At 38.9% G+C, this 25,284-nt stretch carries 23 protein-coding genes; 12 read left to right on the top strand and 11 right to left on the bottom strand.

Going from position 1 to position 25,284, the window contains the following annotated elements; all coding sequences use genetic code 11:
• Nucleotides 1-3: 3 nt before the first annotated feature.
• A complete protein-coding gene (locus SKC36_RS00205; RefSeq protein WP_459463870.1) occupies nucleotides 4-2,238 on the bottom strand; it encodes a TonB-dependent receptor in 2,235 nt (744 codons plus the stop codon).
• Between the two features lie 50 nt (nucleotides 2,239-2,288).
• Nucleotides 2,289-2,696 (bottom strand): hypothetical protein, encoded by a 408-nt coding sequence (locus SKC36_RS00200; protein WP_459463868.1) that lies wholly within the window; start codon nucleotides 2,694-2,696, stop codon nucleotides 2,289-2,291.
• Nucleotides 2,697-2,800: 104 nt separating this feature from the next.
• Between SKC36_RS00200 and SKC36_RS00195 the strand changes: the two genes are divergently transcribed.
• A complete protein-coding gene (locus SKC36_RS00195; protein WP_459463866.1) occupies nucleotides 2,801-4,411 on the top strand; it encodes a S8 family serine peptidase in 1,611 nt (536 codons plus the stop codon).
• 6 nt (nucleotides 4,412-4,417) lie between these two features.
• Nucleotides 4,418-5,524: an acyltransferase family protein gene (locus SKC36_RS00190; RefSeq protein ID WP_459463864.1), complete on the top strand. Its 1,107-nt coding sequence runs from the start codon at nucleotides 4,418-4,420 to the stop codon at nucleotides 5,522-5,524.
• A 72-nt stretch (nucleotides 5,525-5,596) separates the two neighbouring features.
• Here the strand turns inward: SKC36_RS00190 and SKC36_RS00185 are convergent, their stop codons facing one another.
• Genes SKC36_RS00185 through SKC36_RS00175 form a run of 3 tightly spaced genes read right to left on the bottom strand, consistent with a single transcriptional unit; the run spans nucleotide 5,597 to nucleotide 8,651 of the window.
• On the bottom strand, nucleotides 5,597-6,514 hold the full coding sequence (locus SKC36_RS00185; protein ID WP_459454806.1) for an ROK family protein: 918 nt from the start codon (nucleotides 6,512-6,514) through the stop codon (nucleotides 5,597-5,599).
• A 12-nt stretch (nucleotides 6,515-6,526) separates the two neighbouring features.
• Complete coding sequence (gene rsgA, locus SKC36_RS00180) at nucleotides 6,527-7,465, bottom strand: ribosome small subunit-dependent GTPase A (protein ID WP_459454805.1); 939 nt, start codon at nucleotides 7,463-7,465, stop codon at nucleotides 6,527-6,529.
• Nucleotides 7,458-8,651 (bottom strand): 3-deoxy-D-manno-octulosonic acid transferase, encoded by a 1,194-nt coding sequence (locus tag SKC36_RS00175; protein ID WP_459463862.1) that lies wholly within the window; start codon nucleotides 8,649-8,651, stop codon nucleotides 7,458-7,460. The genes rsgA and SKC36_RS00175 overlap by 8 nt, the downstream gene beginning before the upstream one ends.
• Nucleotides 8,652-8,774: 123 nt before the next feature.
• Between SKC36_RS00175 and ytxJ the strand changes: the two genes are divergently transcribed.
• The 5 genes from ytxJ to metK all read left to right on the top strand — a co-directional run bounded on the left by ytxJ (nucleotide 8,775) and on the right by metK (nucleotide 13,355).
• Nucleotides 8,775-9,107, top strand: a complete 333-nt coding sequence (ytxJ, locus tag SKC36_RS00170; RefSeq protein ID WP_459454803.1) for a bacillithiol system redox-active protein YtxJ — start codon at nucleotides 8,775-8,777, stop codon at nucleotides 9,105-9,107.
• Nucleotide 9,108: 1 nt separating this feature from the next.
• Nucleotides 9,109-9,942: a hypothetical protein gene (locus SKC36_RS00165; RefSeq protein ID WP_459463860.1), complete on the top strand. Its 834-nt coding sequence runs from the start codon at nucleotides 9,109-9,111 to the stop codon at nucleotides 9,940-9,942.
• A 6-nt stretch (nucleotides 9,943-9,948) separates the two neighbouring features.
• Nucleotides 9,949-10,818 (top strand): lipoyl synthase, encoded by an 870-nt coding sequence (gene lipA / locus SKC36_RS00160; protein ID WP_459454801.1) that lies wholly within the window; start codon nucleotides 9,949-9,951, stop codon nucleotides 10,816-10,818.
• A 6-nt stretch (nucleotides 10,819-10,824) separates the two neighbouring features.
• Complete coding sequence (locus SKC36_RS00155) at nucleotides 10,825-12,006, top strand: lycopene cyclase family protein (RefSeq protein ID WP_459463858.1); 1,182 nt, start codon at nucleotides 10,825-10,827, stop codon at nucleotides 12,004-12,006.
• A gap of 92 nt (nucleotides 12,007-12,098) precedes the next feature.
• Nucleotides 12,099-13,355 (top strand): methionine adenosyltransferase, encoded by a 1,257-nt coding sequence (gene metK, locus SKC36_RS00150; protein WP_459454799.1) that lies wholly within the window; start codon nucleotides 12,099-12,101, stop codon nucleotides 13,353-13,355.
• Nucleotides 13,356-13,419: 64 nt separating this feature from the next.
• Here the strand turns inward: metK and SKC36_RS00145 are convergent, their stop codons facing one another.
• Together SKC36_RS00145 and SKC36_RS00140 are read right to left on the bottom strand one after the other, a co-directional pair.
• The gene (locus SKC36_RS00145) at nucleotides 13,420-13,755 is read right to left on the bottom strand and encodes an HPF/RaiA family ribosome-associated protein (protein WP_459454798.1); all 336 of its coding nucleotides are present in this window, start codon (nucleotides 13,753-13,755) and stop codon (nucleotides 13,420-13,422) included.
• Nucleotides 13,756-13,939: 184 nt separating this feature from the next.
• Nucleotides 13,940-15,616 (bottom strand): VRR-NUC domain-containing protein, encoded by a 1,677-nt coding sequence (locus tag SKC36_RS00140; protein ID WP_459463856.1) that lies wholly within the window; start codon nucleotides 15,614-15,616, stop codon nucleotides 13,940-13,942.
• 162 nt (nucleotides 15,617-15,778) lie between these two features.
• Here SKC36_RS00140 and SKC36_RS00135 point away from each other — a divergent pair, with 162 nt between their 5' ends.
• From SKC36_RS00135 to SKC36_RS00120, 4 genes are all read left to right on the top strand, one after another.
• Nucleotides 15,779-16,969, top strand: a complete 1,191-nt coding sequence (locus SKC36_RS00135; protein WP_459454796.1) for a phosphoglycerate kinase — start codon at nucleotides 15,779-15,781, stop codon at nucleotides 16,967-16,969.
• 92 nt (nucleotides 16,970-17,061) lie between these two features.
• The gene (locus SKC36_RS00130; protein ID WP_459463854.1) at nucleotides 17,062-19,518 is read left to right on the top strand and encodes a bifunctional UDP-N-acetylmuramoyl-tripeptide:D-alanyl-D-alanine ligase/alanine racemase; all 2,457 of its coding nucleotides are present in this window, start codon (nucleotides 17,062-17,064) and stop codon (nucleotides 19,516-19,518) included.
• Between the two features lie 384 nt (nucleotides 19,519-19,902).
• Nucleotides 19,903-20,265: an ArsR/SmtB family transcription factor gene (locus tag SKC36_RS00125; RefSeq protein WP_459454794.1), complete on the top strand. Its 363-nt coding sequence runs from the start codon at nucleotides 19,903-19,905 to the stop codon at nucleotides 20,263-20,265.
• 21 nt (nucleotides 20,266-20,286) lie between these two features.
• Entirely contained in the window at nucleotides 20,287-20,622 is a 336-nt protein-coding gene (locus SKC36_RS00120) for a hypothetical protein (protein WP_459454793.1), read from the top strand.
• Between the two features lie 80 nt (nucleotides 20,623-20,702).
• Here the strand turns inward: SKC36_RS00120 and fumC are convergent, their stop codons facing one another.
• A complete protein-coding gene (gene fumC, locus SKC36_RS00115) occupies nucleotides 20,703-22,106 on the bottom strand; it encodes a class II fumarate hydratase (protein WP_459463852.1) in 1,404 nt (467 codons plus the stop codon).
• A gap of 89 nt (nucleotides 22,107-22,195) precedes the next feature.
• Here fumC and SKC36_RS00110 point away from each other — a divergent pair, with 89 nt between their 5' ends.
• The gene (locus SKC36_RS00110; protein WP_459463850.1) at nucleotides 22,196-22,552 is read left to right on the top strand and encodes a Spx/MgsR family RNA polymerase-binding regulatory protein; all 357 of its coding nucleotides are present in this window, start codon (nucleotides 22,196-22,198) and stop codon (nucleotides 22,550-22,552) included.
• 22 nt (nucleotides 22,553-22,574) lie between these two features.
• Here SKC36_RS00110 and SKC36_RS00105 read toward each other — a convergent pair whose 3' ends face one another.
• From SKC36_RS00105 to SKC36_RS00095, 3 genes are all read right to left on the bottom strand, one after another.
• Nucleotides 22,575-23,204, bottom strand: a complete 630-nt coding sequence (locus SKC36_RS00105; protein WP_459463848.1) for a trimeric intracellular cation channel family protein — start codon at nucleotides 23,202-23,204, stop codon at nucleotides 22,575-22,577.
• Nucleotides 23,205-23,339: 135 nt separating this feature from the next.
• Complete coding sequence (locus SKC36_RS00100; RefSeq protein WP_459463846.1) at nucleotides 23,340-23,612, bottom strand: DUF4242 domain-containing protein; 273 nt, start codon at nucleotides 23,610-23,612, stop codon at nucleotides 23,340-23,342.
• A gap of 352 nt (nucleotides 23,613-23,964) precedes the next feature.
• Entirely contained in the window at nucleotides 23,965-25,284 is a 1,320-nt protein-coding gene (locus SKC36_RS00095) for an ABC transporter permease (RefSeq protein ID WP_459463844.1), read from the bottom strand.

The raw sequence follows: 25,284 nt of genomic DNA, 5'->3' as shown, positions 1-25,284 counted from the left end.
TATTTATTGAATTTTATAACGCATTCCTGTATAAATCATCCGACCTACGATAGGTCCCCAAACCATGGTTGCATCAAAGCCCCGACTAAACGGGTCTTTAGCAGACATAATTGGATTTGCTTGAGTAAAATTAAAAAGATTTTCTGCACCAAGGTACATTTCCCACTTTTTGAATTGTCGAGTTACCTGGGCATAAACCGTAGAAAATGCCGGTGCTGTTATCAAGGGGCTAGCTCCATCATGCACATGAGATAAGCTTCCATTTGGTATTCTTCGACTTCCATTCCATTGCCAAGTAAGATCATACTTCCACTTTTCATAGGGGGTAGCATAGGCCAAATTGACTAATAATCGCTCCTTATTCAAATAGGCTTTGGGTAAACGACTTAAGGTTCCTTTGGCGGTCCAATAATCCGCTTGAACATCTTGGTAGCGGTATGCCGCCTTCAGTTCAAAACGCTTTACAGGGCTATAATTTATTTCTGCCTGCCAACTATTGGCAAAGGATACTCCTGGATTACTATACATTCTAATCTCCCCTCCATTCTCCATATCCACCATCCACTGCTTTTCAAAATCCGTTCTAAAAGCATCTAAAACCAAACTCCCCTTTCTTGTTCCAATTTGAAAATTCTTAGTCAAGGTGGCCCCAAAATTCCAAGCTTTCTCCATAGGGTTCAAATCTCCCATAAGCACCAATCTGCGTCCATTAGCCAAGAAACCCATATTTTCTGCCAAAGGATTCACTCGGCGCCACCCTTTTCCCGCTGATAAACGGACAATCCAGTCTTCTGCTGCGTCCCATTTTAAATGCCACCTAGGAACCCATTGCGTTCCCAATTGATTATGCCAATCGATTCGATTGCCCACTACCATGGTTACATGATTGGGAATCGTCCAGGTGTATTCAAAAAATGCCCCGGGAACTAATTCAGTCCGAGCAAAAGTAGAATCTATATAGCGCTCTTGATAGGAATCATATAAAAAACTGGCCCCCGCCTTCCAGCTATGGTTGGTATTATCAAAAATTGATTGATAGATCAAATTAGCATACATACTTTGCTCCCTTCCCACATAATTTTTGAAAGCAAAATATGAGTCATTTTGGTGCTGCGCCGTATTTAATATCAATCCTAAGCCTTGGTAAGGTTTATCAGGAAACAAGCGAGCTATTTTAGCAAAGGTTTCAAAACGAGAGGTCTTACTACCAAATCCATAAATTAAATAACGGTTAGATCTATTTTCATCAAAGGTATTTTGACCTGCCAAACGATTCTCCATTAAATACGAGGCGCCCCATTGAAGCATCCAACGGTCCGTAGCATATTTCCAGCGATTTAATACATTCCACAAATCAAATAAGGGTAAGTCCATAAATCCATCTTTATTCCCATCTAAGCGTGCTGTTTGCTTTGAGTAATGGGTAAAAAGCCCCGTAGACAATTTTGAATTAAATCGATGAGCACCTTGCTGGTTAATCTCGAATCGACCTTGGGAATTGGCATAAACATTCAAAAAATATTTTTCAGAAGTATCTGGTTTGGCCAATTCTACGTTGATTCCACCCGTCATGGACTCATATCCGTTGACTACGGAACTCTGTCCTTTGGCTAAATCAATGGACTTAATCCATGTTCCTGGTAAATAATTTAAGCCATATGTGGTTTTCAAGCCCCTTATGGATGGAACATTTTCCACATTGGTCTGTACATAAGTACCCGATAAGCCTAGTAATTGTATCTGCTTAGCTCCCGTAACGGCATCAGCAAAACTCACTGATACCGATGCATTGGTCTCAAAGCTTTCCGACAAATTACAACAAGCTGCTTTAGCCAAAGTCTTCATGGTCAGTATTTCCGTATGCAGCGTAGCCACATTATCCTGATTTCCTGGAGTAGCCGTGACGCGTACTTCGTCCAGCTCTTTGTTGGCCGGCTTTAAATGAACGTGTAAAAATTCATTTTTATCCACAAAAATAGAATCACTGATAAAACCACTGGAACTGAAAAGCATCCATCCCGTTTTACCTTGTACATCCAAAGAAAATGCACCTTTGGCATCCGTTAATGTTCCTTTTTTTGTGGGCCTAAAATAGACAGAAGCTCCTAATAGGTCTTCCATGGTTCCTTGAGCATCCAAGCTCATTACGCGGCCTTGTACGATTTGTCCAAAGCTCTGGGGCATTTCTACCGTGAAGGTAAAAAGCAATCCCAAGCATATAATTCGGTAAATTGACATAAGATTACAATAAGATATGAGAAAAAAATTCAAAGCGAATTTGATTCAAATCATATATTGTAACGCTGCATGAAAGCTAATTGCTCAGGCAATGGCCTGCAATAAGTACATTCGATGATCGGTTGATCTCTTTCTGAAAAAGTATAAGCAACTGATGTAGATGGAGGATAATCCAATAAGGCTAAAGGCTGCGCCTCTAGAACATATTTTAGATTTTTTTTGACCTGCTGATCAAACGTAAATTTTACTTGAACTTGGGCATATTGATAGCAAGCTGCCCGAGAAATACGCGTTTCTTTCGATGTTGAGGAGGATGGTGATGCTGCCGGAGCAGCCCAAGTAAGCTCCTTCTTGCCAGTCACTAAGCAATTTGATATTTGGTAAGCAAAGCCCACATGACCTAATAAAAGCCATGCCGACAAAAACACCAAGAAAAAACGTTGAATCGCGCTTTTCATCAAATTCTATTAGAAACAATCAAATTTACACATTAATTAAATATATTAGCTTAATGACATGCATTAAACCCATTATTTTCCTCATTTTCAGCAGTCTACTGTTCATGGGAAGTCCAATCTCGGCTCAAAATGACAGCTATCGTTACCTCATTTTATTTAAAGATAAAGCCAAGTCTCCCTTCTCACTTTCACAACCCGAGAAGTTTCTGAGTCCACGTGCTATTGAACGAAGAAAAAAACATCAAGTTGCCCTTACAGAACAAGATTTACCAGTAAACCCAGAATACCTCTTACAGGTTCAAAATTCGGGAGCAAAAATAGTATTTCCATTGAAATGGATCAATGGGGCGCTTATTCAACAGAAGCCTAAAGATTTAGCTAAAACCCTAAATCAAACTGGGGTCAAAGGCCTGTATTATACCTATCCAATTGATTCTAGTGCTAGTTTTCAAGTTTTAAATAAAAAAGTAAAACTCCAAGATGTACCTCAGGCCAATATCATCCTGGCTGATAGTCTCAACTACGGAAATTCGAGTGTACAAATCAGTCAACTAGGGGTCAATAACATGCATCTCAAAGGCTTTCGGGGAGAAGGAATATTAATCACGGTATTGGATGAAGGTTTTTTAAATGCCAATAATACCCCTCATCTGGCCAATGCCTTTTCAGAAAAAAGAATCCTCGCAACCTTGGCCACCACCCCAGGATTGAGTGACGTTTACAGTCGGGGTTCACATGGTACCCATGTTTTGAGTACCATAGCCGCTTTTAGCCCAGGTAAACTCATTGGTACAGCCTACCAAGCCCAATTTGCCCTAGCTCAAACAGAAGAAGGAAGCACCGAAAAAATTGTGGAAGAGGTAAATTGGCTAAGAGGAGCTGAGTGGGCAGATAGTTTGGGGACGGACATTATCAATTCTTCATTAGGATATACTGTTTTTGACCTTAAACTCAGTAATCATTCCTATGCAGACATGAATGGTAAAACCGCATTAAGTAGTAAAGCCGCAACTTGGGCAGCGCAAAGAGGCATTATTTGTACCATTTCGGCAGGTAATGAAGGAGCTGCGAGTTGGAAATACATTGCTTCTCCTGCCGATGCAGACTCCATTTTAGCAGTTGGCGCAGTGGACAAATCCTTGCTAAGAGCAAACTTTAGTTCTTGGGGACCAAGTTCAGATGGCCGCATAAAGCCAGATGTGGCTGCTATGGGCCAATCGACCGTCATTGGCACTTATTTAGGCACCTTTACTACCTCCAATGGGACTTCTTTTGCCGCACCTTTATTAGCTGGTTTAGTTGCAGGAACCATTCAAGCCAACCCAAAGAAAACTCCTTGGCAAATAATGAATGCCGTCAGACAATCTGGCCATCAAAGCTCTAATCCCGATAATTCCTTAGGATATGGCGTGCCTAATTTTACCCGCATCGACAAATTATTGAACCCTATTTTAAGTACCTTGGCACCAGAAAATCCTAAGATTGCACTTTACCCCAATGTCGTGCATTTGGGAGAAGCCATCCATATGGAAAAGGAACTTAACTCAGAACTTAAAGTAGAGTTAATAAGTGCCTGGGGAGCCATTATTCATGAATTTTGGTGGACAAATGGAGCACAAGATTTTTTTCCTCCTCCCCTCGTTTCTGGCAAATATTATTTTAGATTTACGGATAAAATCACGCAACATGTGATCCCTTTTTATTTTTCAAACTAAACCTACATGAAAACACGCTTTCTTTCCTTAGACATATTTCGAGGTATAACCCTAGCCATGATGATTTTGGTGAATACCTCTGGAAATGGAGAATACACCTATGCCCCATTAAAGCATGCTAGTTGGCATGGTTTTACCCCAACAGATCTTGTCTTTCCTTCATTCTTATTTATGGTGGGTGTGGCCATGCGATTTGCTTTTAAATCATTCCAATTTCAGTTAAGCCCTGCATTAAGAAACAAGATTATCAAAAGAACCCTTCTTCTGTTTCTGATCAATTATTTGATTTTCTATTTTCCCTTCCTTGATTTTTCATTGGAGAATATGCGCTTCCTAAATGTGCTACCTAGAATCGCCTTGTCCTACTGTGCCGTTTCGTTTATTGTACTCCTCGTAAAAGAGAATTGGCTTACTGGAGTTAACATTGCCATATTATTACTTTATTGGGTATTAATGCTCGTATTTGGCGACCATGGTGCCGACTTTGATTTAGGTACAAACGCCGTTCGGAAACTCGATTTATTCTTGTTTGGTCCTACTCATTTATACCATGGTGACGGTATTCCATTTGACCCAGAAGGACTTTTAAGCACATTGCCAGCCTTTTCTACCTGTCTATTTGGATATCAAGTGAGTCTTTTTTTAGAAAAAAGGAAGCAAGATGGCAAGGAGGTTACCTTTCCTTTGGTGAGTGCAGGAATTGTCCTTATCGTCTTGGCATTAATTTGGCACTTAGCTTTTCCTATCAATAAAAAATTATGGTCTAGCTCATTTGTGTTGCTTTGTGCAGGTATCGACTTTATCTTAATTGCATTAATCTATTGGTGGATTGAAATCAAAGAAAGAAAATTTGCCAATACTTTTTTCTTAGTTTTTGGTACCAATTCCATCCTAGCTTATGGTATATCCGAACTCTTGGCCATACAATTAAACAAATGGCAAATTGCCGAAGGAGATGGGACTACCTCAGCCAGTAATTGGATGTATTGGCATCTGTTTGAACCAGTATTGGGCAAATACAATGGTTCCTTAGCTTATGCAATTAGTTTCGTATTAGTATGCTGGCTAATCTGCTATGTATTTTATCGCAAAAAATGGTTTTTAAAAGTTTAGTATTTCAATAAATTTAAAACAAAAAAGCTCATTAGGTTCGCCTAATGAGCTTTTTTATGAACTAATCTAAGCCTAACTGTATAACATGGCCGCTCCAAACACCCCCGCACTGTCGCCCAATTTAGGTTTAACCACCGGCGTATGCACCTCTCTCGAATTGAAAATATACTTTTTAATCCGCTCATAGCCTTCAGAATACAATAAATCTACATTGCCAACACCTCCACCAATCACAATCACATCGGGATCTAGCACATTGATTAAGGTAGAAATAGCCCTTCCAAAATAATCCACCATGCGTTCAACTGTTGCTTCAGCCGCCGCATCTGATTGATCTTTTGCTGCTAGTAAAATATCTTTCAATTTCATTTTTTTTCCGGAGTGCTTTTCATAGTATTTCTCTAAAGCAGGACCCGAAATAACCGTTTCTACACATCCAGATTTACCACAATAACAAGCATCGCCGTCATCCTCCAAAATATTATGTCCCCATTCACCACCAATTCCATGCAATCCATTGATGATTTTACCATGAACGACTAAGCCTCCACCGACACCCGTACCCATAATAACACCAAAAGCCACTTCAGCATGAGGATTTACATCCTGAACCGCGCCCAACAAGGTTTCAGCTAGAGCAAAACAATTCGCATCGTTTGCCAATTTCACTTCACATCCTAAGGTAGTAGCCAAATCGGTGGCTAGGGCTTGACCATTTAAACATACTGTATTGCAGTTTTTCATGGTATTGGTCAATGGATTCAACACTCCCGGAGTAGCAAATCCAATGGCCTTAGGTTTCTCGCCTATTATTCCTGACACCCGGTCCACTAAGACCTTTATTTGAGCAATGATGTGATCATAGCCTTTGGCCGATTCAGTATCAATTCTTTCCCTAACTACCACCTGGCTTGGATTCAATTTATCCAATACAGCACACTCAATTTTCGTCCCCCCCAGATCAATCCCCCATAATAATTCCTTGTTCATTGTTTTTTAGGTTTAGCGTCTATTATCATTATTTTCAAGCATACTCAAATAACTAAAATACCGAGACTCGGCTATTTCCCCTTCTTCCAAAGCTTCTCGCACAACGCAGCCCGGTTCCGACAAATGCATACAATTATTGAACTTACATTTGCCTAAAAGTTCGCGCATTTCCGGAAAATAATGCGCTAATTCTTCTTTTTCAATTTCTAAAATCCCTAATTCTTTGATTCCCGGACTATCAATTAAATAGGTGTCTTTACCCAATTCCCACATGGTGGCATAGGTTGTAGTATGAACTCCTTTTTGGGCAAAATCAGATACTTCCTTGGTTTTAATATGTAAATCAGGAGCAACCATGTTCATTAAGCTAGATTTACCCACACCCGAATGGCCTGACATGAGCGACACTTTTCCTTGAAACATTTCCTTAAACTCGTCAATCCCTTGATTATTAGGTATGGAGGTAAACAAAATACCGTAACCTAAAGATTGGTACAATCCAGCCCATTCAAAAACCTGATCCTGCTCTTCCTCATTGAGCAAATCCATTTTATTAAAAACGATTTGGACAGGAATACGAAATGCCTCTGCTGTTACTAAAAAACGATCCATAAAACCCAAGGAAGTCTTAGGCATTTTATAGGTCATGATGAAAATCGCTTGATCTATGTTAGCTGCCAGCAATTGGCCTTGACCTGTTTTATGGACAGATTTACGGATTAAATAGTTTTGTCGGGGTAAAATCTCTACAATCAAAACTGTTTGATGAACCTCATCCTCCATTTCATACATCACCCAATCACCTACTGCTATGGGATTGGAGGTTTGCGGACCTTTCAGTTTAAACTTTCCTTTTAAACGCCCAGCATAGACCTTCCCTTCCTCTGAGCGGATCTCATACCATGAGCCAGTGGAACGAACTATCAAACCTTTTTTCTTTGGCTCAGTCATGTTGATGGTTTATTAAAACGTGCATAATGGCATCTGTCGCCCCCCTATTCTTAGCAATAAATGCCTCAGATTGTGTTTTTATTTTAGCTCTTTGGCTAGAATTATTCCATAAGTCCAACCAATATTTTTCTAAATCTTCTGTACTAGATATCGTTTGAGCAATTCCTTCTTCAATTAATGCGCAGGCCTCTCTGAATTTCAGGTAGTTCAAATCACCAAAAGCCATTACAGGACCAAAAACCGCTGCTTCCAGCGTATTATGTAATCCGGCACCATAAGCCCCTCCAATGAAGGCAAAATCTGCACCTTGGTAAATGGAAGATAAGCGTCCCACTTCATTGACGAATAAAACATCGTAAGTAGACCAATCCTCTTCAGTACTTCCATAGGAATAAACGGAAGGTAATTGAATGGCATTTTTCCATTTTTCTAATTCCGCCTCATGTATTTCATGTGGAACAATAATCCATTTAATGGGTAAGGTTCTTTTATTAATCAAGGGGATGATCCTATCCATGTCAGCTTGCCAAACAGAACCCAAAACGGCAAATTTTTGCCCATTCAAAAACTCATCTAGTAAAGGCCAAGCATTTACTTGTTTGGATTGCGCGTAAACTCGGTCAAATCGTGTATCACCAGCTACTTGTACCTGCTGAATACCTATATCCTCTAATAATTTTTTGGATGCTAAATCTTGTACAAATAAATGGCTAAACTGCTTTAGTAGATTTCTGTAAAAACCTCCATACCAGGTAAAAAAGATTTGTTTAGGTCTAAATATGGCTGAAACCAATAATAAAGTTACATGTCGACTAGCTAAGCCTGTTAAATAAAAGTGCCAAAACTCATATTTGACAAAAATGGCAATTTGTGGCTTTACCAAGTCCAAAAATCGAGCACTGGATTGGGCTCCATCGAAGGGTAAATAGGAAACATAATCGACACCTCCAAAATTCTTACGAATCTCATAACCAGAAGGCGAAAAAAAGGTTACTAGTATAAAATGGGATGGAAATTGCTTTTTGTAGGCTTCAATGATGGGCCTGCCTTGTTCAAACTCACCCAATGAAGCCGTATGAAACCAAGCTACAGGCTTATGCTGATGTGTGAACGCCTTTTCTAATCCTTGCCAGACTTCATTTTGACCTTGGTTCCAAAGTTTAGCCTTGGAATGGAACTTTGCCAAAACCCTGAGGGTTTGACGATACAAAAACAAGGCAAAAGAATAAAGCCAAACTCTCAAGTTTTTCTTAAATTTGAAGGTGAATCTTTAAAATTACGAAATAAGCAGAAAACCTGCATCATTCTTATGAACTGGAATACCCTAAACGAAGCTCAACAAATTGATCAAATCTTAGAAGATTCTCAAAAACAAGCCATTGTCATTTTCAAACACAGCACCCGTTGTTCCATCTCGGCTACTTCCTTAAATCGATTAGAAAGAGCCTGGGATCAAGAAAATACACCGGCATATTTATTAGATTTAATTGCTTTTCGCCCTATTTCTAATCAAATTGCTGAAACTTTTCAAGTGGAACATCAATCTCCACAACTTTTGGTGATTGATGGAGGTAAGTGTACTTATCATGCCTCTCATTGGGACATATCCAATGAGGATTTGAAACCATATATTAGCCGTTAACATGAAGCAGGCTTTACCTAAGTATGTATTAGCGCTTTTATTGATGCCCAATCTATTGTGGGCACAACGAAGCGGCAGTGCTAGTTCAACGACTAGTCCCAATTCAACCCCGAGTAAAGCCATAAATTCCAATACAACAGCCAACAAAAATGGGAGCCAAAGTTCTCTGACTGAAAGAGGAACCTGGGCTATTGGATTAACAACTACTACCAATTCCGGCATTTTTGGTGGACTGAATTTGCGAAAATCTTGGAATAGAAATCCGAATCGACAACCTATAATCGGTTTAGATATTGTGAATTTGAAAGATTACCGTGAATTCACCTCCCCTTTTTCCTACAATGGGCGAAACTACATTGAAGGTAAATTAAACAACCTTTTGATTGTAAGACCTGAATTTGGCATGCAATGGATGTTATTTAAAAAATCCAGTGAAGGGGGGGCAGCCCTGAAGGGCATTTTGGCTACCGGACCTAGTCTTGGTATGCAAATCCCATATTATGTGGATGTATCCTTTCTAGATCCCAATACCGGAAGGACCATCATTAAATCCATTCCCTATACTCAGACGCTAAGCAATACTACAGGAAGGTCCGTAATCATTGGCGAAGGAGGCTATTTTGCAGGAAGCAGAGATGCTAAAATGGTCCCAGGTTGGCATTTAAAATCAGGTTTTGATATTGAACTAAATACCATAAAACATAATTATTTAAGTTTGGAAGTAGGCTTTATTGTGGATGTATTTCAAAATCCAGTGGAAATTCTTAACCAAACTAACCAAAGATCAGTTTACACAACTGGTTACTTAACTTTCTTCTTTGGAAGAACATATTGACATAAGATGATTGAATTACCGCAAATAAATCCAGCAGCTAACACAAGAAAACCAGATTGGCTTCGTGTAAAACTTCCAATTGGTGAAAAGTACACCAACGTCAGGAAGATTGTGGATGAATATAAATTACATACGATTTGTCAATCGGGAAATTGCCCTAATATGGGGGAATGTTGGGGTGAGGGTACCGCTACTTTCATGATTTTGGGAAATGTATGTACTCGGTCTTGTACTTTTTGTGCCGTAGCAACTGGTAGACCCCCAGAATATGACGAGGATGAGCCAAGGCGTGTAGCTGAGGCCATTCGATTGATGAAAGTAAAACATGCTGTTATTACCTCGGTCAATCGAGATGAACTGAAAGATAAGGGTGCCGAAATCTGGTATCAAACGGTACGAGCGGTCAAAGAAAGTACCCCACAGACAACGATTGAAACCTTAATACCTGATACCAAAGGAAATTGGGATGCCTTAATTCGTATGATTGAAGCGGGTCAGGAAGTAGTTTCCCACAACATGGAAACCGTTGCTAGCCTTTATCGTTATGTACGTCCTCAGGCTAAATATGAACGAAGCTTGGAACAAATCCGTCGCACCAAAGATTTTGGTAAACGAACAAAATCAGGCATCATGTTGGGATTAGGGGAAAGCAAAGAAGAAGTTTTTAAGGCCATGGATGATTTAGTGGCGCATGGTTTGGATGTTTTAACCCTAGGGCAATATTTACAACCTACTAAAATGCACCATGAGGTGATTGAATGGATACATCCGGATACCTTTGCCATGTATAAAGAAGAAGGACTGAAAAGAGGATTAGCCTATGTAGAATCTGGAGCATTGGTTCGTTCTAGTTATCATGCGGAACGCCATATTTAATGCCTCATGAGTGTTGCTCCACTTTCCAGTAAGTCGTATCGATACATTTTCGCTGGAGGTGGCATGTCTGCCTTATCCTTAGTTTATTACCTAAGCCAAAGCTCCAGAGCCCAGGAGCCAATGCTAATCATTGACCCTTCCTTAAAATTAGTCAACGATAAAACCTGGTGTTATTGGTCCGATCAGTCAGAAGAGTTTGATGGAATAGCCCAAAAAAGTTGGAAAAACTTATGGTTTCATGGTCCAAAAGGAAATAGTATCGCATTGGATATTGCTCCCTTTGAGTACCATAAAATTCGAAGTATAGATTGGTATCGATTTATCAAAAAACGATTAAGTCAATTCCCAAACATTGAATTTTTAGAAGCAGAGGTAACAGAAATCGTTCCAGAAAAAAAGGGTACACGCGTATGTTGTACCCAAGGCGAATTTATCGCCACAGATAAAGTATTTGATTCCATTTCCCCTTATCCTTGTGAAATCAATAATCCCAATCACCTAAAACAGCATTTTTTAGGATGGGAGATAGAATGCCATTTCCCTATTTTTAAACCAGAGGCAATTAATTTATTTGATTTCCGAGTAGCCCAAGGCACTGAATGTGAATTTATGTACGTGCTTCCTACCAGTAAAAAAAATGCCCTATTTGAATACACTTTTTTCTCCTCTCAGGTAAGAGAAGCTGGCTTTTACCAAGATAAAATCAAATCCTATTTACAAGCCTATTATAATTTAAGTGAGGAAGACTATCAAATTAAAGAAGAGGAAAAAGGGATTATTCCAATGTGTTTGGACACAAGAGTAAGTCAAAAAGTAGCCGAACCCATCATCCGAATTGGCACCTCGGGGGGCTTTGTGAAGGCATCCACAGGATATAGCTTTTTACGCACCCAACGAATTAACCAAGCTTTGGTTAAAGAATTGGAAAAAGCTAATTCTAGCCGCCTAGTTTTACCTAACAATCCATTCAAAACCTGGCTAGATAAAATCTTCATACAAGTACTCTTAGAACAATCCGTAGCGGGAAGCGAGGTTTTTGAGGCCTTATTTCAAAAAAACAAAGGAAGTAAAATGCTCCGTTTTTTGGATGAAAAAACTAGTTTTTGGGAGGATATTAGCCTGATGGCAACTGTTCCAACGCTACCTTTTATCCGAGCTGTATACCATTTAATAAGTCACTCAAAATAAGTATTCAAAAGCACAAATTGCATTTGTGGCTTCGTAAGATAAATTGTATTTTTGTCAGAATTTTAACATCAAACATATAAACTGTTTCGCCAATGGCATACTTATTCACGTCGGAATCGGTATCTGAAGGACATCCGGACAAGGTGGCCGATCAAATCTCAGATGCACTCATAGATCATTTCATGGCTTTTGATCCTACTTCCAAAGTAGCTTGTGAAACACTTGTAACAACAGGGCAGGTCATTTTAGCTGGTGAAGTCAAAACAAATACCTACTTAGACGTACAAGCTATTGCGCGTGAGGTGATTCGTAAAATTGGATATACCAAATCAGAATACATGTTTGAAGCTAACTCATGTGGTATTTTATCTGCTATCCATGAACAATCGGCTGACATTAACCAAGGTGTAGAACGTGCTAAGCCTGAAGAGCAAGGTGCTGGAGACCAAGGAATGATGTTTGGTTTTGCTACCAAGGAAACAGATAATTACATGCCTTTGGCATTGGATTTAGCTCATAAAATACTTCAAGAATTATCTTTCATACGAAATAATGAGCCAGGTTTAATTGGCTATTTACGTCCAGACGCTAAATCACAAGTTACCATTGAATATTCAGATGATCATGTACCACAGCGCATAGACACTATCGTTGTTTCAACACAGCATGATGATTTCGCCGCTGAACCAGAAATGTTAGCTAAAATCAAAAAAGATATCGTTGAAATAGTGATACCTCGTGTGAAAGCTAGCTTAAAGCCTGAATTGCAGGCCTTGTTTAACGATGCAATCACCTACCACATTAACCCAACAGGTAAATTTGTAATCGGTGGTCCACACGGAGATACAGGTCTTACAGGCCGCAAGATTATCGTAGATACCTACGGAGGAAAAGGAGCTCACGGTGGTGGCGCATTTTCAGGAAAAGATCCATCTAAAGTAGACCGTTCGGCAGCCTATGCTACGCGTCACATCGCCAAGAACTTAGTGGCAGCTGGTTTATGTGATCAGGTATTAGTTCAAGTCTCTTATGCGATTGGTGTTGCTAAGCCTTGCGGTTTATTCATCGATACCTATGGTACTGCCAAAGTAAACATGACAGATGGTGAAATCGCTAAAAAAGTAGAGGAGATTTTTGATATGCGTCCTTATTTCATCGAACAACGATTGAAATTAAGAAACCCGATGTATTCAGAAACAGCTGCTTATGGCCACATGGGACGTAAAAACGAAGTTGTTAATAAATCCTTCGTGGGTCCTAACGGAGTAACCATCAATAAAGAAGTTGAATTATTTACTTGGGAAAAATTAGATTATGTGGATGCGGTAAAAACGGCCTTCCAGATTTAATTTAACTCATGTTATGCATAAAAAAAGGGGACCATAAGTCCCCTTTTTACATTTCATATTCAGACTATTCTGATATATCAATAGCCGTTTTGGCTGCTTTCACTTGGGTTATTTTTGCCTTAAATCGTTTAATCTGCTCCGCAATGGCATTTAACGCTAAATCCAAGGCTTCTTCAAAAGACCTAGCTTTCTCTTTCACAAACAAGATGGCTCCAGGTACAGCAATTTTAATTTCAAGTAACTTTTCTTTGACTTTCCCCTCCCCTTGTTCTAATTTAAGAAATACCTCTCCGCTGGTTATTCGATCATAAAAGGTTTCTAATTTGTTCAACTTAGCTTGGATACTCTCGACTAATTTACGATCCGCTGTAAAGTGGATGGCATGAACTTGCACTTTCATAAGCTTGAAATTTAAAGGTGAAATAATGCTTTGGGAATCCGACAAAGCCTACAACATAAAGAACGTTCTAGATTCATGTGAAATGTAGAATATTTTCAAAACGATGTCAAGCATTTCATCAATAATTTTACAAATATGCCCTAGACCAAGAAAAAATAGTGCTAAATTCCAAAATCTGGCCATTTTAAACCCATTCCACCCGTATGACTCGGATGGAAATAGCATGCTGACGGAAGAAATCATGCCAAAAATATTGAATAGCCGATAGGTGATCATTGGGAGATTTCACCTCCACCAATGCGTATTCCTCTCCTTTTTGGATAAATAAATCAGGAAAGCCTTTGGCGTGCGTCGCTAAATTCCGCCATAAATAATTCACAACTTCCAGTAAAGCAGGGCGAGGAATCACCCCAACCAAGCGCTGAATTAATTCAAAATCTAAATTTTGCCAATCCACTAAAGGATTCATTTTTCCTTGATTTCGCGCTGCATTTTGCTGTAAAAAGCTTAGCCATTGTTCGGTATCATCCAAAAGTGGCAATAAACTTTGAAATTCCTCCTGTAAATCCAAAGCAAAATTTTCCCGAGCATAATGACTGGGGGCATATTGAAATGGATGATGAAAACCTGTTTTATTTTGATGAAAAATCAAATCCCAAAACCAAAGTCCTATCAAATTTTTCCAAACACGATTCTCGGTAAAAGCGGCATAATAACCTTGATTCCTAAAATAATCGGCAACTCCCTCCTCTACCCGATCTTTCCAATCTATTGAAATCATTAATTTCTCTGCTTCCTTCAAACTAGCTGTCACTTGCTTTACCTGTTTTTTTGATTCTTGCTTCCAAAGAAAATCTTCAAAAAAATGTCTTTCCCTTGGATTAGTAATCAATTCCAAGCCTGTTCTAGCCCACATTTTAGCCTCATCCAAACGTTTTAGTTTGACCAATAAACGCACACGCCTTTCCAAGGATGCGCCAGCTAAACTCTCCTCATATAAGGATAGGGCTAATTCTAATTCCCCTTGTCGCTCCAGCCATCGAGCCACATGAAACAGAGTACGCTCAAAACTGCCTATGCACAATTCCAATAGTTCTGGCACCAAGGGCCACATATTCAACTGCCAACTGGCCATCACTTCTTCGATAGCATGATCCTCCTTTGACTTCTCAAAAAACCATTCACGCCAAATACTGATGCGCCACTTCTGAATAGCTTCCTCTCGATTTGAAAAATAAGGCACTAAATCGGCCTCATCAATCTCGATGAATTGTCGATGCCCTAAATCACGAACCACAAAGTCAGTTAAATCATGATTTCGGCTACCAAAAAACAAAAACTGAATGAAATGAAAAAAGGTAGTCTGTAATGGCCTAATTAGGCTAATTTGCAAGTCTTCAAGGCGTGATAATACATCCTCTTCACTTAAATTGTCAAGGATAAATTGAACCAAATGTGGCTTAGAGACTGATTTAGGCAGAGGACTTTTTTCTCCGGGCACCTGTAACAGTTGAAAACAAATGGTTTTATTTAAATTGCTTAGGCAAGCGTATACCGACTGATCTTCGCTCTGACCTATTCGTTCCAATAAATTCATATGAAACAATGCTGTCATTGCCTCTTCCAAATCAGGAATTTCAGGATAATGGATCAAATCTTCCTGAAACCAAAGGGTTCTTCTAGAAGCCAATCGTAAATACAAACATTGAGCCGAAAAGGAAGAACTCTCAAAAGTCTGAATGAAAGCTTGCTCTCGCTCGTCTAAAAGTAAGGCATAATGATTTGCTACATAGCGTAGTACATATTGAAAATATTCCCAATAATAAGTAGGAGACAAATTGGGTGTGGGACTATTATCCATGTGCTGAGAAACTTCCAAAGGGTAAAAATTGTACTATTCGACTATTAATTTCGAGATTTTCAACAGAAAATTAGATTTTTTCAACAATTAACAAAACTTGGGTATATTTGCCTGCCTTATCTGAGGCATACGTATCCACTTACAATTTGAAACAAAAATAGTATGCAAACAGTCGCCAATTTCAATTTTTCTGGTAAAAAAGCCTTAGTTCGTGTTGATTTTAATGTCCCTTTAAACGAAAGGTACGAAATCACCGACGATACGCGTATAAAAGCCACGATCCCTACCATTCAGAAAATTCTGAAAGATGGAGGGTCGGTAATTTTGATGTCACACTTAGGTAGACCGAAAGATGGTCCAACAGAAAAGTATTCGTTGAAACACTTGGTGACACCTTTGTCTATTGTTTTTGGTATCAAAGTAAAATTTGCTCCGGATTGTATCGGTGAAGAGGCTGCTCAATTAGCCAGTGAACTTCAGGCAGGAGAAATTCTTTTATTAGAAAACCTTCGTTTTTACAAGGAGGAAGAAAAAGGTGATGAGGAATTTGCTAAGAAACTAGCCTCTTTAGGTAATGTTTGGGTAAATGATGCCTTTGGTACGGCCCACCGTGCTCATGCTTCTACGGCTGTCATGGGTAAATTCTTGCAGGACCGAGTTAGTGGATATGTGATGCAAGCCGAAATTGATAACGCTAAAAAAATCTTAGAATTTGCCGATAGACCTTTTACCGCTATCATGGGTGGTTCTAAAATTTCAGATAAAATCTTGATCATTGAACAGTTACTAGATAAAGTTGACAATTTGATCATTGGTGGAGGTATGACCTATACCTTCTCTTTAGCACAAGGAGGAAAAATTGGAAAATCGATTTCTGAACCAGATAAAGTAGATTTGGCCAAAAGTTTATTAGAAAAAGCAAAAGCAAAAGGTGTGAATTTATACATGCCAGTAGATAATGTCGTGGCAGATGATTTTAGTAATTCCGCCAACAGACAGACTGTTAATCGTGGAGAAATTCCTGATGGTTGGGAAGGCTTAGACATTGGACCAAAGTCCATCGAACTATTCCAACAAGTGATTGCTGAATCAAAAACAATCTTATGGAATGGACCTATGGGAGTATTTGAATTCCCTAATTTTGCCAAAGGAACCAATGCCATTGCTGATGCAGTAGTAAAAGCCACTGAAGAAAATGGTGCATTTTCTTTGATTGGCGGTGGGGATTCCGCTTCTGCTATTAATAACGCAGGATATGGCGACCGCGTTAGTTACGTTTCTACAGGTGGAGGAGCCTTATTAGAGTACATGGAAGGTAAAGTTTTACCTGGTGTAGCAGCCTTAGAAGCTTAAGCCTCATATAAAATTTGAAAATAGCTGGAAAGGCGAGGGATGTATTCCTCGCCTTTTTGTATTTTAGCTAATTGTCAATTTGACTTGCATACATGATTCATTTTTCTTCACCTACCCAATTAAAATCAAGCATCTTAAGTCTTGATAGCCGCCAGATATATTTACCCCAACAAACGGCATTTTTTGCCGTCAGAGGAGTGCATCATGATGGACATCAATACATTGAACCTTTATACCATTTAGGTATCCGAGAATTCATTGTTGAACGTGATGCCTGGTCTGGATTATTGGCTGAAAAAGCCAAAAAATGGACACAGGCTGATTTTTGGATAGTCGAAAGTAGTATCAATTGCCTTCAGGAAATTGCCAGTATTCATCGGAAGAGCTTTTCTATTCCGGTTATTGGCATTACGGGTTCCAATGGTAAAACAACTTGCAAAGAATGGTTAGCTACTTTGTTACAAAGTAAATTTTCTGTGGTGAAGAGTCCCAAAAGTTTTAATTCCCAAATTGGCGTTCCATTGTCGGTCTGGGGTTTGAAAGCTCAACACCAGATAGCCATTTTTGAAGCAGGTATTTCCCGAGTGGGAGAAATGGAACGTATAGAAAAAATCATTCAACCTACTTGGGGGATATTCACGCATTTTGGGGAAGCCCATGGGCAAAATTTTGAATCAGAACATCAAAAACTTCAGGAAAAGATTAAGCTTTTTTCAGGGGTTGAAAAATTAGTATACCGATGCAAAAACAAAGAAAATGATGCGATAAAGGCAGAAATGCAATCCATAAATCCTCAGGCAGAGCTCATTGCTTGGAGTACAGAAGATATAGCTAATTGCTTGTTTGTCTATTGGAAAATTGGGGCCAAGGAAACACATATTCGAATAAAAAAACCGGCACAAAGTGAGGCTTTCTTAGACGTAAAAACAGAGTTGACCGATGAAGCATATTTAGAAAACCTGTGCCACTGCCTCATCATGGCACATGTGGCTGGTCTAAGCGCAGAAGAAATCCAAGCTAGAACCAAATGGATTCGCCCTATTTCCATGCGCTTAGAAATCAAAGAAGGACTAAGGAATAATCAAATTATCGACGATTCATATAATAACGATCTGGATGGCTTACAATTAGCCCTCCCGCTGCTCAAAAAATATGAACATAAAAAGCGGGTACTGATCATCAGTGACTTCATCGAAGCTGGAATTCCGGCACAGGAACTATATCCCAAAATTGCTACCTTACTTCAATCTCAAAAAATTGATCAATTAATAGGTGTAGGCGATCAATTGATTAAGTATCAAGAATCATTTCAAGAAATTGAGGTTTTTTATAATACAGAAGACCTAATTACTAGCGGAATTCTGCATCAAATTAGTGATGCTGTCATTCTATTAAAAGGAGCAAGAAAATTCAACTTTGAGCAAATAACCCAATTACTCGAAACTAAAACGCATTGCACGAAACTAGAAGTCAATTTAGATGCTCTACAAAACAACCTGACCTATTTTAAGGAAACCATAGGACCAGATACTAAATTGATGGTCATGGTTAAGGCTTTTGCCTATGGTGCGGGTGCCATTGAAATAGCACAAGTATTGCAGCAACAAGGCATTGATTACTTAGCCGTTGCATATACGGACGAAGGAGTACAACTACGAAAAAATGGAATATACTGCCCTATTATGGTCATGAATCCACAAATCGGTGAACTAGATAGTCTAAGTAATTACGCGCTTGAACCGGAAGTATATTCCATGACCATGTTAGAAGCTATCGATGAATATAGCCATGCCCATAACAAAAGCATAAAAATTCATCTTAAATTAGATACGGGCATGAAACGACTGGGCTTTAGTCCAGATCAATGCAAAGAATTAACGAAAAAAATAGCCAGTATGCCTCAAGTATGGGTAGCTAGTATACTTAGTCATTTAGTGGCATCAGAGTCACAAAAACATCAAAAATTCACTGAAAAACAAGTCGAATTGTTTGATAAAATGACGCAAAAAATCATTCAAACACTGGGCTATACCCCTTTAAGACATATTGCTAATTCTGCGGCCATTAAAAACTACCCTCAGGCTCGCTATGAAATGGTTCGTTTAGGCATCAGTTTGTACGGAATTTCGGAAAATAAAATTGAAAAGAAATCTTTGGAAAATGTATTAACCTTAAAAACCTACATATCACAGATCAAAGAGATTAAGAAAAATGAAACCATTGGTTACGGAAGAAAAGGAAAATTAAAGTCGAATGGCCGCATTGCAACGCTGGCCTTAGGCTATGCAGATGGCTATGCTAGAAGCCTAGGAATGGGCAAAGGATTATTCGAAATCAATGGATATTTATGTCCAACGGTTGGCTCTATTTGCATGGATATGTGCATGGTAGATATTAGCCATTTACCCCTGGTAAAGGAAGGAGATGAAGCCATAGCCTTTGGCGGAAAAATACAATTAACCGATTTGGCACATCAAGCGAAAACGATTCCTTATGAGTTAATGACAAACATCAGTGAACGGGTAAAAAGAGTCTACGTTAAAAATTAAAAAATAAAGAAAGATCCGAAACTTATAGGGTACTAAGCCAAGCTTTGAACACCAATACCTCAGAAAAAATTCTGGGGTATTTTTTTGTTCCAAAGAAGCTCATTAAAGAAAAAAAAATAGCTATGATTTAACAATGCTGCCCAAATGAAAATTGATAAAGATTTCACCAATCAAAAATCAAGCATTGTAGACTCAAAACATTATTTAGCATTAAAACTAATTAATATCATCGATTCTACTAATTAATTAGCAAAACAAGTAAATATAATTATCTATTTCGCTAATTAATTAGTTGGTAAGCTAAACATTCTAGCTACACCTTAATTAGAAGCCTATTTTGGATAATAACTTGGAATGTACTAAATTAGCTAAATAGATAATTTTATGATGCAAGTAGAGGCTATAGCCAAAGCTTTGGGTGATGAATCAAGGCGTAAGATTATAGAGCTTTTAAAAGATGGAGAGCTGCCTGCCAGTACCATTTTTGAACAGTTTAGCTACGCTGCCCCTACTATTTCTAGGCACCTGTCTGTCTTGAAAGAGGCGGGATTAGTGAGCACTCGTCGGAATGGAGTATTCATATATTATTCCTTAGAAAAGGAAGCCTTACAAATGATTCAAAACTGGTTAACCACCCTCCTAGGGACTCCTGTGGAGAAAGTAAAATCAAGCCCTAAGGAGCGGATCCAAAAACCAAAAATTAAAACAGAAAGCAATCCCTTTGAAAAATTTCAAAGCGAATTTTAATCTTAGAATAATACTAATTTAATGAAACGATTTGTCATCATCATTCGGGGGCCAGTAGCCGGAATTTCAGGAGAAAATTCCCTAGCCAAAGAGGAGGAATTGGAGCAAATTAGAACGTGGCTGAAAGGATTAAAATCCACCTATGAAGACATGTTGTATCAGAAATTTTCAGGCCAACAATTGCACTTGTCGGCAAGCGGAACATTGGAATCCAAATGGATCAATCAAATTGACGGCGGAGAAATTTCACAGATAGTGACCTTGATTTTATCCGACTGGGAAGAAGCTCAGCGAATTGCCGCAAGTTTTCCCTTTGTTAATCCTTTTTACAGCATTGAACTACGAGAAATGGCTTAAAGCATAAAAAAAATGCCCCATACTTCGCGTATGGGGCATTTTTCATATAAATCGCTGAGAATCGCGTATTTAAGAGCTAATTACAGATTAATTTCTCCTACCATATTCTCAGGGCGAACCCACTCATCAAACTCCTCAGCACTTAAATAACCTAGGGAAATCGCTGTTTCCTTTAAGGTAGAGCCATTTTTATGGGCCGTTTGGGCAATTTCAGCGGCTTTGTAATAACCAATCTTCGTATTCAATGCAGTAACAAGCATCAAGGAATTATTTACGTGCTTTTGAATGTTCTCTTTCAATGGTTCGATACCCACGGCACACTTATCATTGAAAGCCACACATACATCTCCTATCAATCGAGCCGAGTGCAAGAAATTATAAATCATGACTGGCTTAAATACATTGAGTTCAAAATGACCGGAAGCTCCCCCGATATTAATAGCTACATCATTACCTAAAACTTGTGCGGCCACCATGGTCATTGCCTCACACTGCGTAGGATTTACTTTACCCGGCATGATGGATGAACCTGGTTCATTATCTGGAATATAAATCTCACCAATCCCTGAACGCGGACCAGAGGATAACATACGCACATCGTTACCAATTTTCATTAAACTAACAGCAACGGTCTTTAAGGCTCCGTGAGCTTCTACAATTGCATCATGAGCAGCTAAGGCCTCAAACTTATTTTCAGCCGTTCTAAATGGCAATCCTGTTAGTGTAGCAATGTGTTTGGCAACATTTTCTGAATAACCTGCCGGTGTATTGATACCTGTTCCTACCGCGGTACCACCTAGGGCTAATTCGCTCAGGTGGTCTAAAGTATTTTGAATGGCCTTTAAACCGTGGTTTAATTGGGAAACATAGCCTGAAAACTCCTGACCTAAGGTCAATGGAGTAGCATCCATGAAGTGCGTACGACCAATCTTCACCACATCCTTAAATGCTTTAGCTTTAGCAGCCAAAGTATCACGTAATTTAGTAATGCCTGGAATGGTTGTTTCCATCAAAATTTGATAGGCTGCAATGTGCATGGCCGTCGGGAAGGTATCATTCGATGACTGGGATTTATTCACGTCATCATTGGGATGAACCACCTTCTTCTCATCCATCAAATTTCCACCTTGTAACACATGGGCACGGTAGGCAATAACCTCATTGCAATTCATATTAGATTGCGTACCTGAACCTGTCTGCCATACCACCAATGGGAATTGATCTGCCCATTGACCCGCCAAAATTTCATCACATACTTGGGCAATTAAGTCTTTTTTTGTCCCATCCAAAACACCAGCTTCAAAATTCGTGATGGCTGCTGCTTTTTTCAAGTAGGCAAAGGCACGAATAATCTCTTTAGGCATTTTATTAATGTCTTGAGCAATGGGAAAATTCTCAATGGAACGCTGGGTTTGTGCACCCCAATACACGTGTGCAGGCACTTTCACCTGACCCATAGTATCTTTTTCTATTCTATACTCCATAAGGTAGCTTTGTGTTAAATTTGTAAGGAAAAAACAAAAATACCACCAAATCAAACAAGTCGCACACCTTTTTAAAATAAATAGCTATTATGATCACCATTTACGGAATTCCCGCTTGCAATACCATGAAAAAGGCCTTTGAATATTTAAAAAACCAAGGTGTTCCTTATGAATTTCATGATTACAAAAAGAAAGGAATCAGCCCAGAAACCTTGATGCTCTTTTTAGAAAAACTGGGCCCTGCTACGGTATTGAATAAAAATGGAAGTACCTACAAGCAATTGGATGATACCACCAAAAAAAATCTAGAAAACCCTGATGCCCTTTTTGAATTTCTGCAACAAAAAACCTCTGCCATCAAAAGACCTATTATAGTAGATGGCCAAAAAATCATAGCTGGTTTTGATGAGATAAAACTGGCGGCCTGGTTGAACTTAGAAGCTTAAAAAAGCCTAATAGTCAAAACATTTATTTCCCCTTTTGGGATTGTATAGAAGGTAAAACAGGTAAATGCAAATGCAAGCGAAAGGCTAAAATCCTTACCGTAATGACTACCGATGCGGCCACCATTTCAGTTAAAGGGACCGAAAGCTCGAAGTATTGGCAAGTAAAATAGACCAATCCTCCTGCAACACATGCCAAAGCGTAAATATCTTTACGTAATAAAAGAGGGACTTCGTTTAACAATACATCCCTCAATAAACCTCCCACAGAACCTGTGATGGTTCCCATGACGATACAAACCCAAAATGGCAATTGGGCGTCGATCGACTTACTAATTCCAACGATAGTGACTAAACCTAAACCTATCGCATCAAATAAAAATAGGGTATTCCACCACTTAACCAATTGATCTTTCAATAAAAGCATGGCAATGAAAGCCAGGGCTGTAATCAAGAAATATCGACTATCTAACATCCAAAAGGGCCGAATACCCAACAGTAAATCTCGTACCGTTCCACCTCCAATCGCCGTAACTAAGCCTATGATATAGGCTCCAAACCAATCAATTTGCTTTCCTGATGCCAATCGTATTCCACTGACAGCAAAAGCAAAGGTTCCGATGAAATCAATTAAAATGGTGAAATAGTTTTCCAAGGAATAATAATGGTTTTTGAGCGAAATGTTGGCTCAAATTACGCAGTAATTAGGCATAAATCCACGGAATTGATCAATAAAATGATACCAAGCACCCTTTCAAGCCCTGGTATCATTAAGGCAAATTTGACGAAACTAATCGGCGGTAGCAGGGTCTATGATGGTAAATACTTCACTCACCAAATTGGCAGGAAAACCACCTAGACGCGCATGTTCCATGATCATTTCAGGATTAGGAGCCTTGTATACACAATAAATTTTATCCCCTGTCACATAACTTTGAAGCCATTGGATATCAGGACCTAATTCTTTCAGAACACTGCAGGAGGTTTGCGAAATTGATTTTAATTGATCGTTGGTGAGATTTCCTGCTCCAGGAATTTCTCTTTCAATAAGGTAAGTTGCCATGATTAATTATTATAGAACATATTGCGCCTACTCGAAACGGTTTTCAGCATTCCCGGAAAGCACCTGCAGAAATCAACTAACAAAATAAATAATCTATCTTGCTCAAATACAGGCATTTACAAACAAAAGATAGGATACTTTAAGAAATTTAGCAAGTGTTCTAATACACAAAAGCATATTAAATCATTTTTTCAAGCAAAAATGCTATTCAAATGCATTAATCATTTATTAAAAGGTATGCCGTTGGATAAATATCCAATTCTTGAATAACAAAAAAGAGCTAAGGTATACCAAAGCTCTTTTTAACCACTGAGTCAAATATGTATTAATGAGTTTACTTCGATTTAATTCATTAAGCCTTATAAAACACCCATTTACTGATTTCTTTCCAAGTCATTTTCTTACCATACATCAATATTCCTACCCGATATATTCGAGAAGATAACCAACTGCATGCTAAGAAACCTGCGACCAATAGCACCATAGAAAGCACGATCTCCCATGCGGGTACTCCATAGGGCAAACGAACCATCATATTGATTGGTGAGGTAAATGGTATAATCGAGGCCCAAAATGCCACATTACTATCTGGATCTTGCATAGTAAATTGTGCCAAAATAAAGGCTAAAATAATTGGAATCATCACCGGGAAGGTGAATTGCTGGGCTTCTGATGCGCTTTCTACCGCCGAACCAATAGCTGCAAATAAAGAGCTGTATAACAAATAACCAAACAGAAAATAAAAGAAGAATGAGCCTAAAAGCAGGGGAATATTGGTGCTTTCAATCAACTTATTTACTTCTGCCATTGGCTGGGAACTAGATTCTGCTTTGGCAACACTTTTCTTTAACTCTTCTGAATTTGTGGTATTTGCAACCGTTGCCATTCTTGATGGGGCATTATACAGTTTACTCGTAGCCGTAGACAAGCCTATGGTCAATACAATCCAAAGTAAAAACTGGGTTAATCCCACCAGACCTACACCCAATATCTTACCCAACATGAGTTGATAGGGCTTAATGGATGAAATAATTACTTCAATAATTCTATTACTTTTCTCTTCAATAACGCCATTCATGACTTGAGAGCCATAAAGTAATAAGGTCAAATAGAGCAAAAACCCTAGGAAAGCCGCCAAAATCATCGCACCTCCAGAACTGGAGGTAGTCTCCTCTCCTTGCTTGGAAACAGTTATGGTATCACTGGAAATATCCACTTGGGTTTCTTTGTATTTTACCGTGGAAATACCCGCATTTCGAAGTAAAATCTCCCTTACTTTATTCTGCACCATGCGTTCGATATCATTCTTCAATGACAAGCTTAAATTCTTTTCAGAGTAAATTTTAAGACCTTCTGGATTCTTTAAAATATCTGTCGGAATAGCTGCAAATGCATCAAATCCTTGTTTATCAAAGGATTTCTTAATTTGATTGACTTCCCCTTTTAATAACTTAAAAGCAATCTCTTTATCAGCTAAATCCTTTTGCTCAAATAATCCACTTCCATCCCAAATGGCGACCTGCTTTACTTCTTTATCACGTGTTGCCAACCAGATGGGAACGGCATAAATAGCCGTTAATAACAATGGTGCCACTAGAGATGCTATCCAAAAGGATTTCTTGCTCACTCGAGTCAAATACTCCCTTTTTATTACTAATAATATCTTGTTCAT

It is taken from the genome of Aquirufa sp. OSTEICH-129A (assembly GCF_054558355.1).
Note: the sequence above shows the minus strand (reverse complement) of the source record. Positions and strands in the feature narration are given on the sequence as shown.